This is a genomic window from Streptomyces sp. NPDC001980 (assembly GCF_040296885.1).
GTDB lineage: Bacteria > Actinomycetota > Actinomycetes > Streptomycetales > Streptomycetaceae > Streptomyces.
The window spans coordinates 83,332-95,810 of the sequence record NZ_JBEOYD010000005.1 but is presented as its reverse complement, the minus strand read 5'-3'; the positions used below and the strand labels follow the sequence as shown (position 1 = coordinate 95,810).

Sequence of the window (12,479 nt, the reverse complement as noted above, 5' to 3'; positions counted from 1 at the left end):
ACCTCAGGGCGTTCAGTGGTGGTCCCCGCTCGTGATCTCCCGGTACTCCTCCTTCGTCGGCTTCGGGATGTGGGTGTCCGGGCCGTACATCGCCTTCGCCATGCTCGCCCGTACCCGCTGCGCGACCGTGACCTTGCGCCGTACCCCGTTCGCGTCCTCCAGCGGCCCTATCTCGTACGGCGGGCTCTGTTCGTGCTGGGTGAGGACGAACAGGCTGCCCTGGCTGAGCGGTTCGTGGACCTCGATGTACTCGCCGTGCGGAAGCATCTTGATGAGGCCGGTCTCCCTGCCGTGCAGGACCTTGTCGCGGTCCCGGCGCTGCAGGCCGAGGCAGATCCGTTTGGTGGCGATGAAGGCGAGGACGGGGACGACGAAGACGGAGATCCGGACGAACCAGGTGATCGAGTTGATGGAGAGATGGAGATGGGTGGCGACGACGTCGTTGCCGCCGCCGATCAGGAGGACGAAGTAGAGGCTGAGCCAGGCCACGCCGAGTGCGGTGCGGACGGGGACGTTGCGCGGGCGGTCGAGGATGTGGTGCTCGCGTCTGTCGCCGGTGATCCACGCCTCGATGAACGGGTAGACGCCGATGGCCAGGAGGAAGAGCGGGAAGGCCGAGAAGGGGATGAGGACGCCCAGCTCCAGGGTGTGGCCCCAGGCGTTGATCTCCCAGCCGGGCATCACGCGGATCAGGCCCTCGGAGAAGCCGAGGTACCAGTCGGGCTGGGCACCGGTGGTCACCAGGTCGGGGCGGTAGGGGCCGAAGGCCCACACCGGGTTGATGGTGGCGATGCCGCCGATGAACGCGAGGATGCCGAAGACGAGGAAGAAGAAGCCGCCGGCCTTGGCCATGTAGACCGGCAGGAAGGGCATGCCGACCACGCTCTTCTGGTCGCGGCCGGGCGCCGGGTACTGGGTGTGCTTGTGGTAGAAGACCAGGATCAGGTGGGCGACGACCAGGCCCAGCATGATCCCGGGCAGCAGGAGCACGTGGATCGGGAAGAACCGCGAGATGATGTCGTGGCCCGGGAACTCCCCGCCGAACAGGAACATCGAGATGTACGAGCCGACGATCGGGATCGACAGGATCGCGCCGTCGGCGAACCGGACGCCGGTGCCGGAGAGCAGGTCGTCGGGGAGCGAGTAGCCGGTCAGGCCGGTGAGGATGGCGAGGAACAGCAGGAGCCAGCCGAACAGCCAGTTGACCTCGCGGGGCTTGCGGAAGGCGCCGGTGAAGAACACCCGCATCATGTGGACGAGCATGCCGGCGACGAAGACCAGCGCCGCCCAGTGGTGGATCTGCCGGATCAGCAGGCCGCCGCGCACGTCGAAGCTGATGTGCAGCGTCGACTCGTACGCCTTGGTCATGATGATGCCGTTCAACGGCTGGTAGGTGCCGTGGTAGACGACCTCGGCGCCGCTGGGCTCGAAGAACAGGGTGAGATAGATGCCCGTGAGGATCAGGATGAGGAAGCTGTAGAGGCAGATCTCGCCCAGCATGAAGGACCAGTGGTCCGGGAACACCTTGCGCATGTTCGCCTTGGCCAGGCCGTAGATCCCCAGCCGGCTGTCGGCCCAGTCCGCGAGCTTCTCACCCTTGCCGGGCGGCTCCGCTCGCTGTGCCGAACTCCCCACCCGTGCCTGACCGTTCACCGTTCGTGCCGCGTCGTCCATACGTCGCGTCGCCTCCCCGCCGGATCACCCCTCAGGGTGGCACGCCGGAGCGCTACAGCCAACGGGGCCGCGTAAAGTCAGCCCGCCCCGACGATGCCCGCCGCCCGTGCCGCCGCCAGCCACTGCGGGAACTCGCCGACGAGACGGTCGTACAGCTCGCCGTCCGGCACCTTCGCCGGGTCCGAACCGGCGTGGAAGAAGCCCGCGTTGTCCACCGCCCGCCTGCCCGGCACCGCCAGTTCGTCGAGCTTGCGCAGGAAGTCGAACTGTTTGCTGTGCGGGTCGCCGAAGCCGACGAACTGCCAGAACAGCGGCAGCCTGGCCGCCTTGCACAGGTAGCGTTCCGCGGCGAGCTTGTTGATCGGGCCGCCGTCGGTCTGGAAGACGACGAGGGCGGGCGCGGTGGACCCGCTGTCCAGGTAGTGGTCGATGACGGCGTCCATGGCCAGGTGGTAGCTGGTCCTGCCCATGTGGCCGAGCCCGGCCGCGATCTTCTCGATCCGGCCCGTGTGGTCGGCGAGCTTGATGTCGGTGACCGCGTCGATGTCGGTGGAGAAGAAGACGACGGGCACCCGGCCGTCGTCGTCCAGGTGCGCGGAGAGGCCGAGGACCCGGTCGGCGAGTGCCTGCACGCTGCCGTCGGCGTAGTACGGCTTCATCGAGCCGGAGTAGTCGACGACCAGGTAGACGGCGGCGCGCAGTCCGTCGAGTCCGTGTTTGGTGAGGGCGATCCCGGCGGAGCGGTAGGCGCCGACGAGCGCGGGCGCGGTCTGCTCCACCTTGCTGAGACTGATCGCGGCCATCCCTGTTCCCCTCAACTCATGGTCAGGAGGCCGAGATTACTTGATCAGCGGACATGCGGCGGCGCCTGCCCAGTCGTCCGGTCGGGGACTGTGGGGCAGGCGCCGTCAGTGTTCCGTACGCCTTTGTACGGGACGTTCTACGGGGTGATGGTCAGACCATCAGCGAGCGGTCCGTCGGGCGGATCGGGGCCGGGAGTTCGCTCGCTCCGGTGAGGAAGCGGTCGACGCCCTTGGCGGCCGAGCGACCCTCGGCGATCGCCCAGACGATCAGGGACTGGCCGCGGCCCGCGTCACCGGCGACGAAGACGCCAGGGACGTTGGTCTGGAAGTCGGCGTCGCGGGCGACGTTGCCGCGCTCGTCGAGCTCAAGACCGAACTGGTCGACCACGCCGTTGACCCGGTCGGTGCCGGTGAAGCCCATGGCCAGGGTGACCAGCTGGGCCGGGATCTTCCGCTCGGTGCCCGGCTTCGGGGTCAGCTTGCCGTCGACGAACTCCACCTCGGTGAGGTGCAGCCACTGGACGTTGCCTTCCTCGTCGCCCTCGAAGTGGGTGGTGGAGACGGAGTAGACCCGCTCGCCGCCCTCCTCGTGCGCCGAGGTGACCTTGTAGAGCATCGGGAAGGTCGGCCACGGCTGGTGCGGTGCCCGGTCCTCGCCCGGGCGGGGCATGATCTCCAGCTGGGTGACGGAGGCCGCGCCCTGGCGGTGGGCGGTGCCCACGCAGTCCGCGCCGGTGTCGCCGCCGCCGATCACGATCACGTGCTTGCCCTCGGCCGTGATCGGGGAGGTGACGTAGTCGCCCTCCTGGACCTTGTTGGCGAGGGGCAGGTACTCCATCGCCTGGTAGACGCCCTTGAGTTCGCGGCCGGGGACCGGGAGGTCGCGGGCGGTCGTGGCGCCGGCGGCGATGACGACCGCGTCGTACCGCTTCTTCAGGTCGGTCGCCTTGAGGTCGCGGCCGATCTCGATGCCGGTACGGAAGCGGGTGCCCTCCGCGCGCATCTGCTCGATACGGCGGTTGATGTGCCGCTTCTCCATCTTGAACTCGGGGATGCCGTAGCGGAGCAGGCCGCCGATGCGGTCGGCGCGCTCGTAGACGGCGACCGTGTGGCCGGCCCGGGTGAGCTGCTGGGCGGCGGCCAGGCCCGCGGGGCCCGAGCCGATGACGGCGACGGTCTTGCCGGACAGGCGCTCGGGGGCCTGCGGGGCGACGGTCCCGGCCTCCCACGCCTGGTCGATGATGGAGACCTCGACGTTCTTGATGGTGACGGCCGGCTGGTTGATGCCGAGCACGCACGCCGACTCGCACGGGGCCGGGCACAGGCGGCCCGTGAACTCCGGGAAGTTGTTCGTGGCGTGCAGGCGCTCGGACGCGGCCGGCCAGTCCTCGCGGTAGGCGAAGTCGTTCCACTCGGGGATCAGGTTCCCGAGCGGACAGCCGTTGTGGCAGAACGGGATGCCGCAGTCCATGCACCGGCTGGCCTGCTTGCTGATGATCGGCAGCAGCGAACCCGGGACGTAGACCTCGTTCCAGTCCTTGACGCGCTCGGTGACGGGACGGGTCTTGGCGACCTCACGGCCGTGGTTCAGGAAGCCCTTCGGGTCAGCCATTGATCGCCGCCTCCATCATCTTCTCGTGGGTCTCGGTCTCGGAGAGACCGGCTCGCTCGGCGGCGTCCTTGGCGGCGAGCACTGCCTTGTACGTGCTGGGGATGATCTTGCTGAACCGCTGCACGGCCGTGTCCCAGTCGGCGAGCAGCTTGTCGGCGACCGTCGAGCCGGTGTCCTCGGCGTGGCGGCGCACCACGTCGTGCAGCCACTGCTTGTCCGCGTCGTCCACGGCCTCGATCGCGTCCACGCTGGCGACGTTGACGTTGTCGCGGTTCAGGTCGATCACGTAGGCGACACCGCCCGACATGCCGGCCGCGAAGTTGCGGCCCGTCTCGCCGAGGACCACCGCGTGGCCGCCGGTCATGTACTCGCAGCCGTGGTCGCCCACGCCCTCCGAGACCACCAGCGCGCCGGAGTTGCGGACGCAGAACCGCTCGCCGGTACGGCCGCGCAGGAACAGCTCACCGCCGGTCGCACCGTACGCGATGGTGTTGCCCGCGATGGTGGAGTACTCGGCGAGGTGGTCGGCGGCCCGGTCCGGACGGACGATGACGCGGCCGCCGGAGAGGCCCTTGCCGACGTAGTCGTTGGCGTCGCCCTCCAGGCGGAGCGTGACACCGCGCGGCAGGAAGGCGCCGAAGGACTGACCGGCCGAGCCGGTGAAAGTGATGTCGATGGTGTCGTCGGGCAGGCCCGCACCGCCGAACTTCTTCGTCACCTCGTGGCCGAGCATGGTGCCGACCGTGCGGTTGATGTTGCGCACCTTGATCTGGGCGCGCACCGGCTGGGCGTCGGTGGCGCTGGAGGCGGCCAGGGCGTCCGAGGCGAGCTTGATCAGCTCGTTGTCCAGGGCCTTCTCCAGGCCGTGGTCCTGGGCGACGGTCCGGTGCAGGGCCGCGCCCTCGGGCAGCTCGGGCACGTGGAAGAGCGGAGCCAGGTCCAGGCCCTGCGCCTTCCAGTGGTTGACGGCACGGGTGACGTCGAGCGCCCCGGCGTGGCCGACGGCCTCCTCGATGGAGCGGAAGCCCAGCTCGGCGAGGATCTCGCGGACCTCCTCGGCGATGAACCTGAAGAAGTTCACCACGTACTCGGCCTTGCCGGAGAAGCGGTCGCGCAGCACCGGGTTCTGGGTGGCGACGCCGACCGGGCAGGTGTCGAGGTGGCAGACGCGCATCATGATGCAGCCGGAGACGACGAGCGGCGCGGTCGCGAAACCGAACTCCTCGGCGCCGAGCAGCGCGGCGATGACCACGTCACGGCCGGTCTTCAGCTGGCCGTCGGTCTGCACGACGATCCGGTCCCGCAGGCCGTTGAGCAGCAGGGTCTGCTGGGTCTCGGCGAGGCCGAGCTCCCAGGGACCGCCCGCGTGCTTCAGCGAGGTCAGCGGGGAGGCACCCGTACCGCCGTCGTGACCCGAGATGAGCACGACGTCCGCGTGCGCCTTCGACACACCCGCGGCGACCGTGCCGACGCCGACCTCCGAGACCAGCTTGACGTGAATCCGCGCCTGCGGGTTCGCGTTCTTCAGGTCGTGGATCAGCTGGGCCAGGTCCTCGATGGAGTAGATGTCGTGGTGCGGCGGCGGGGAGATCAGGCCGACACCCGGGGTGGAGTGCCGGGTCTTGGCGACCCACGGGTAGACCTTGTGGCCGGGCAGCTGGCCGCCCTCGCCGGGCTTGGCGCCCTGGGCCATCTTGATCTGGATGTCGTCGGCGTTGACCAGGTACTCGGACGTGACGCCGAAGCGGCCGGAGGCGACCTGCTTGATGGCGCTGCGCCGCGCCGGGTCGTACAGCCGGTCCGGGTCCTCGCCGCCCTCACCGGTGTTGGACTTGCCGCCCAGCTGGTTCATGGCGATGGCGAGGGTCTCGTGGGCCTCGCGCGAGATGGAGCCGTAGGACATGGCGCCGGTGGAGAACCGCTTGACGATCTCGGAGACCGGCTCGACCTCGTCGACGGAGATGGCTTCCCGGTCGCTCTTGAAGCCGAAGAGGCCGCGGAGCGTCATCAGCCGCTCGGACTGCTCGTTCACGCGGTCCGTGTACTTCTTGAAGATGTCGTAGCGGTTGGCACGCGTCGAGTGCTGGAGGCGGAAGACCGTCTCCGGGTCGAACAGGTGCGGCTCGCCCTCGCGGCGCCACTGGTACTCGCCCCCTATCTCCAGGGCGCGGTGGGCCGGCGCGATGCCGGAGGCCGGGTAGGCCTTGGCGTGGCGGGCGGCGACCTCCTTGGCGACGACGTCGATGCCGACGCCGCCGATCTTCGAGGCGGTGCCGTTGAAGTACTTGTCGACGAAGCCCGCTTCGAGACCGACGGCCTCGAAGACCTGGGCGCCGCGGTAGGAGGCGACCGTGGAGATGCCCATCTTGGACATGACCTTCAGGACGCCCTTGCCGAGGGCGTAGATCAGGTTGCGGATGGCCTGGTCGGCCTCCATGCCCGGCAGGAAGGTGCCCGCGCGGGTCAGGTCCTCGACGGACTCCATCGCCAGGTACGGGTTGACGGCGGCGGCGCCGAACCCGATCAGCAGGGCGACGTGGTGGACCTCGCGGACGTCACCGGCCTCGACGAGCAGGCCCACGTGGGTGCGCTGCTTGGTGCGGATGAGGTGGTGGTGGACGGCCGCGGTGAGCAGCAGCGACGGGATCGGCGCGTGCTCGGCGTCCGAGTGCCGGTCCGACAGGACGATCAGCCGGGCGCCGTTCTCGATGGCCGCGTCGGCCTCGGCGCAGATCTCCTCGATGCGCGCGGCGAGGGAGTCGCCGCCGCCGGAGACCCGGTACAGGCCGGACAGGGTCGCGGCCTTGAAGCCCGGCATGTCGCCGTCGGCGTTGATGTGGATGAGCTTGGCCAGCTCGTCGTTGTCGATCACCGGGAAGGGCAGCACGACCGAGCGGCAGGACGCGGCGTTCGGGTCGAGCAGGTTGCCCGCGGGGCCGAGGGAGCTGCGCAGCGAGGTGACGAGCTCCTCGCGGATCGCGTCCAGCGGCGGGTTGGTGACCTGGGCGAAGAGCTGGGTGAAGTAGTCGAAGAGCAGCCGCGGGCGCTCGCTCAGCGCGGCGATCGGCGAGTCGGTGCCCATGGAGCCGATCGGCTCGGCGCCGGCCTTGGCCATCGGCGCGAGGATGACGCGCAGCTCTTCCTCGGTGTAGCCGAAGGTCTGCTGGCGGCGGGTGACCGAGGCGTGGGTGTGCACGATGTGCTCGCGCTCGGGCAGGTCGCCCAGCTCGATCTCGCCTGCTTCCAGCCACTCGGCGTACGGCTGCGCGGCGGCGAGGCCGGCCTTGATCTCGTCGTCCTCGATGATGCGGTGCTCGACGGTGTCGACGAGGAACATCTTGCCGGGCTGCAGCCGGCCCTTGCGGACCACCTTGGCGGGGTCGATGTCGAGGACGCCGACCTCGGAGCCGAGGACGACCAGGCCCTCGTCGGTGACCCAGTAACGGCCGGGACGCAGACCGTTGCGGTCGAGAACGGCGCCGACCTGGGAGCCGTCGGTGAAGGTGACGCAGGCGGGGCCGTCCCAGGGCTCCATCATCGTGGCGTGGAAGCCGTAGAAGGCGCGGCGGGCCGGGTCCATGGAGTCGTGGTTCTCCCACGCCTCCGGGATCATCATCAGCACGGAGTGCGGCAGCGAACGCCCGCCCAGGTGCAGGAGCTCCAGCACCTCGTCGAAGGACGCCGAGTCGGAGGCGTCGGGCGTACAGATCGGGAAGACGCGGTCCAGCTTCTCCTGCGGGCCGAACAGGTCGGAGACCAGCTGGGACTCGCGGGCGACCATCCAGTTGCGGTTGCCCTTGACCGTGTTGATCTCACCGTTGTGCGCGACGAACCGGTAGGGGTGCGCGAGCGGCCACGACGGGAAGGTGTTCGTGGAGAACCGGGAGTGCACGAGCGCGATCGCGGACGCGAATCGGCGGTCGGACAGGTCCGGGAAGAAGGGCTCCAGCTGGCCGGTGGTCAGCATGCCCTTGTAGACGATGGTCCGCGCGGAGAGCGACGGGAAGTAGACGTCTGCCTCGCGCTCGGCGCGCTTGCGCAGCACGAACGCCTTGCGGTCCAGCGCGATGCCCTCGCTGGCGCCGTCGGTCACGAAGATCTGCCGGAAGATCGGCATGGTGGAACGGGCGGTGGCGCCGAGCAGCCCCGGGGCGACCGGAACCTCGCGCCAGCCGAGGACGGTCAGGCCCTCCTCGGCCGCGATCGTCTCGATCTGTGAGACGGCGTCCTGGGTGCCGTCCTCCGGGAGGAAGGCGATGCCGACGGCGTACGAACCGGCCGCCGGCAGCTCGAATCCGGCCACCTCACGGAAGAAGGTGTCGGGCACCTGGGAGAGCAGGCCCGCGCCGTCACCGGAGTCGGGCTCGGAGCCGGTCGCGCCGCGGTGCTCCAGGTTGCGCAGAACCGTGAGCGCCTGCTCGACCAGCGCGTGGCTCGCCTCGCCGGTGAGGGTGGCCACGAAGCCGACGCCACAGGCGTCGCGCTCGTTGCGGGGGTCGTACATACCCTGCGCAGCAGGGCGAGCATCCATGAACGACCAGTTTCGGCCGTTCGTGGAGTGCTGGGACGGCTGGCGCGGCGTACGCATCGGCTCTCCCGTCGTCGTCAGTGGCGTATAGCAGGTGCCGAGGGACGACGCTGGCCCTCTGCGTTTTTGTTGCGAAATTTCACGCAGGTTACATGATGGAGCGGTTCTCGGAAACTGGATACAGCGTTCCAACATGCGGACGCCGCAGGGGTTTACGGCGAGGTACCGCTCAGAGCGGTGAAGGTGGTGGGGGACCGATCCGGACAGATCCGTGTCCATCGGCCCGCAGGGGCGGGGGTGAGCGTCGCGCCACCCCACAGATGCATGGCAGGCCTCATTGCCTGCGGCGCTTACGGCTCATGCCCAGTGGTTAAGCATTCGAAACCAGCGAGTAACGGGTACTTATGCGGCCCAACGCATAGCTACCAGTTTTCCTATCCTACGACCGTCCCGAACAGGGTGCCCAGGGCGTACGTCACACCGGCCGCCGCACCCCCCAGCACGAGCTGCCGCAGACCGCTGAACCACCAGGTCCGCGCGGTCACCTTGGCCACGACGGCACCGCAGCCGAACAGCCCGGCGAGGGCCAGCAGCAGGGCGGGCCAGAGCGCGGTCGCGCCGAGCAGGAACGGCAGGACGGGCAACAGCGCACCCAGCGCGAACGACCCGAACGACGAGACGGCGGCGACCAGCGGCGAGGGCAGGTCGCCGGGGTCGATGCCGAGCTCCTCCCGGGCATGTATCTCCAGCGCCTGCTCGGGATCGGCGGACAGCTGCCGGGCGACCTCCCGGGCCAGCCCCGGCTCGACGCCTCGCGCCTCGTACAGCGCGGCCAGCTCGGCCTCCTCGTCCTGCGGATGCCTGCGCAGCTCCCGGCGCTCCACGTCCAGCTCGGCCTCGACGAGCTCACGCTGCGAGGCGACGGAGGTGTACTCACCGGCGGCCATCGAGAAGGCGCCGGCGGCCAGTCCCGCAAGCCCGGTGATCACGATGGTCTGGTGGCCGACCGCCCCGCCGGCCACACCGGTCATCAACGCGAGGTTGGAGACGAGCCCGTCCATGGCACCGAAGACGGCGGGCCGCAGCCAGCCCCCGTTGACATCCCGGTGGGTGTGGTTGTCCCGGTGGGCTTCGTGCAAGGTCGCCTGGGTCTCGATGACGGCCATGAGGGGTCCCCCAAAAGGTCTCGCGGTGCGCCTCGAATAAGCTGAGGCAAAGCTAACTTTGGACAAGTTCTATCTTTCGACAACGCCGACAGTACGCCGCGACATTCCCCGCCGCCAGCAAGGAAAGGCTCGGCTAACCTGCGGCTTTACCCTTTTCCGCTCACACGTGCGAGGGTGTGCACAGATGTCGACCGGGTGATGTAGAGGCCCTCAAGGCTGCGGTCAACCGCCGTTGGTGGGACACATCCGCAAACGGTTCCGCGCCCTCGCGCGAAGCCCCTCCCGGAGAGGTCCGCCCATGTCATCGATCGTCTGCACCCCGCCGGTCCCCGCCCCCGACGAGCGCGCCCCGGAGCTGCATGACCGGGCGCGGGGCGCGCTCCTGGGCCTGGCCGTGGGAGACGCGCTCGGGGCGCCGGCGGAGAACATGAAGCCCTCCGAGATCCGCGCCCGCTGGGGCCGCATCACGGGATACGTGACCGACCACCCCGCCGGTACGGACGACACCGAGTACGCGATCTTCTCCGGCCTCCTCCTCGCCCGCCACGGCTCGGCACTCACCCCGGCCCATGTCGAGGCGGCCTGGCACGAGTGGATCGCCGACCGCGCCGAGGGCCCCTTCAAGGGCGCCGGCTTCAGCGAACGCGGCACCCTGGAGAACCTCCGCCGGGGCCTCGCCGCCCCCATCTCCGCCCAGCACCGGCACGCCTGGAGCGACGGCCTGGCCATGCGGGCGGCGCCCTTCGGCGTCTTCGCGGCGGGCCGCCCCGCCGAGGCGGCCCGGCTCGTCGCCGTCGACGGCTCGGTGAGCCACGAGGGCGAGGGCATCTACGGCGGCCAGGCGGTGGCGGCGGGCGTCGCGGCGGCGATGGCGGGGGCCCCGCCGACGGCGGTGGTGGCGGCCGCACTCGCCGTCGTCCCCGACGACTCCTGGACGGCCCGCTCCCTGCGCCGCGCGGTGTCGGTGGCCCACCGCGGCGAACGGGCGGTCCGCTCCGCGGTGGTCATCGGCGGCTATCCGTGGACCGATCTGGCCCCGGAGGCGGTGGCCCTGGCCTTCGGCGCGTACGCGGCGGCGGACGGCGACTTCCGGGACGCGGTGCTGACGGCCGTGAACATGGGGCGCGACGCGGACACCACGGCCGCGGTGGCCGGCGCGCTGGCGGGAGCGACCCGGGGGGTCGCGGCGATCCCGCCGGAGTGGGGGGCGGCGATCGGCCCGGCCCGCGGAAGCTGCCTGCCCTCGATGGCGGGGCACCATGTGCTGGAGGTGGCAGAACTGCTGGTGCCGGCGACTCCGGGACAGACCGAGCCACACCCCGCCAGGTCAGCCTTCCTGCCGACCGAGCCACATCCCGAACCGGCCGGCCTCGTCCCCACCGAGCCTCAACCCGCCGGGTCAGCCTTTCTGCCGACCGAGCCACACCCCGAACCACCCCGCCCCATCCCCACCGAACCACAACCCGCCGCGCCCGCCGTTCTGCCAACCGAGTCGGGTGGTGGGTGGGCGAGGTCCCGGGGGTCCAGGGGGCGGAGCCCCCTGGGGGCCGGCTGCAGCGAGGGGCTCCGGTGAACCGGCGTCGCATCGAGGGCCTCCTGCTGGGCCTCGCCGCAGGCGACGCGGCCGGCTGGCCTTCCGCGCGGCACCGCGCCGCCCGCATGCCGGAGTGGACCCGCCGCCTCACCCGCGAACTCGACACCTTCGCCGAGCAGAACGCGACCACCACCCTCCCCGTCCCCATCGCCCTCAACCAGCCCCCCGAGCCGCTCCGCCTCGGCCCTTCCGACGACGCCGAGTGGGCGGCCTTCGCCGCGGAAGCCGTCCTGCGCGCCGGCGACGACACCGTCCTCGGCGACCTCAGCCGTGAGCTCCGTACCCGCGCCGCCATCGACCTCACCTGGACGGCCGTCGCCTCCGAGGTCGCCGCCGCGGCCGAACGCGCCCCGGAGGTCGAGTCGGCGGTACTCCCCCTGCGCGCCCGCATCTCCGTCCGCGCCGGCCTCGGCAACCTCGCCACCGGCCTGCGCCCGCCCGCCACCGGCCACGACAACCCGCACTACTTCGACGACGCCGCCTGCGTCCGCGCCTGCGCCCTCGCCGTCGCCCACCCCGGCGACCCCCAACGCGCCGCCGACCTCGCCGAGTTCGACGCCCGCTACACCCAGGACGGCGACGGAGTGCACGGCGCCCGCGCCATGGCCGCCGCCCTCGCCCTCGCCCTCGTCGGCGCCGAGGTCGAGACCTGCGTGGCCGCGGCCCTCGCCGAACTCCCCGAGGCCACCGAGATCGGCCGCAACGCCCGGCACGCCCTCACCCTCGCCGGCACCACGGACTCCGCGTTCGCCCTGATCCCGCTCCTCGAACACCAAATCGTCGACCACGTCTACAGCTACGGCATCGCCGCCGCGGAAACCGTCCCGGTCGCCCTCGCCCTCGCCACCGCCGCGCGCGGCCGCATCGCCGAGGCCGTGCCCGCCGCCGCCTGCCTCTCCCGGGTCGCCGACTCGGCCCCCGCCCTGGCCGGCGCGCTCACCGGCGCCCTCGGCGGCGCGACCGCGATCCCGCCGTCCTGGCGGGACGCCTGCCGCACCCTCTCCGGCTGCGCCCTCCCCCGCCTCACCGGCACGGACCTGGTGGAACTCGCCGAACTCCTGGAAGCCACACAACCGGCCCGTCCCGGTGGATGATTCGGTGC

Annotated in this window: 7 protein-coding genes; 2 read left to right on the top strand and 5 right to left on the bottom strand. The window is 70.7% G+C overall.

Annotated features, from left to right (window positions below; all coding sequences use genetic code 11):
* Nucleotides 1–12: 12 nt before the first annotated feature.
* The 5 genes from qcrB to ABT137_RS09325 all read right to left on the bottom strand — a co-directional run bounded on the left by qcrB (nucleotide 13) and on the right by ABT137_RS09325 (nucleotide 9,783).
* Complete coding sequence (gene qcrB, locus ABT137_RS09345) at nucleotides 13–1,674, bottom strand: cytochrome bc1 complex cytochrome b subunit (protein WP_351704984.1); 1,662 nt, start codon at nucleotides 1,672–1,674, stop codon at nucleotides 13–15.
* A gap of 77 nt (nucleotides 1,675–1,751) precedes the next feature.
* Nucleotides 1,752–2,477 (bottom strand): vWA domain-containing protein, encoded by a 726-nt coding sequence (locus ABT137_RS09340; RefSeq protein ID WP_351704981.1) that lies wholly within the window; start codon nucleotides 2,475–2,477, stop codon nucleotides 1,752–1,754.
* A 151-nt stretch (nucleotides 2,478–2,628) separates the two neighbouring features.
* Complete coding sequence (locus ABT137_RS09335; RefSeq protein WP_351704978.1) at nucleotides 2,629–4,089, bottom strand: glutamate synthase subunit beta; 1,461 nt, start codon at nucleotides 4,087–4,089, stop codon at nucleotides 2,629–2,631.
* Nucleotides 4,082–8,620, bottom strand: a complete 4,539-nt coding sequence (gene gltB, locus ABT137_RS09330) for a glutamate synthase large subunit (RefSeq protein ID WP_351704976.1) — start codon at nucleotides 8,618–8,620, stop codon at nucleotides 4,082–4,084. Before gltB ends, ABT137_RS09335 begins: the two co-directional genes overlap by 8 nt.
* 431 nt (nucleotides 8,621–9,051) lie before the next feature.
* The gene (locus tag ABT137_RS09325; protein ID WP_351704973.1) at nucleotides 9,052–9,783 is read right to left on the bottom strand and encodes a VIT1/CCC1 transporter family protein; all 732 of its coding nucleotides are present in this window, start codon (nucleotides 9,781–9,783) and stop codon (nucleotides 9,052–9,054) included.
* Nucleotides 9,784–10,081: 298 nt separating this feature from the next.
* Between ABT137_RS09325 and ABT137_RS09320 the strand changes: the two genes are divergently transcribed.
* Complete coding sequence (locus ABT137_RS09320; protein WP_351704970.1) at nucleotides 10,082–11,356, top strand: ADP-ribosylglycohydrolase family protein; 1,275 nt, start codon at nucleotides 10,082–10,084, stop codon at nucleotides 11,354–11,356.
* Nucleotides 11,353–12,471 carry an ADP-ribosylglycohydrolase family protein gene (locus tag ABT137_RS09315; protein ID WP_351704967.1) on the top strand — a complete coding sequence of 373 codons (1,119 nt, stop codon included), beginning with the start codon at nucleotides 11,353–11,355 and terminating at the stop codon, nucleotides 12,469–12,471. Before ABT137_RS09320 ends, ABT137_RS09315 begins: the two co-directional genes overlap by 4 nt.
* Nucleotides 12,472–12,479 lie beyond the last annotated feature (8 nt).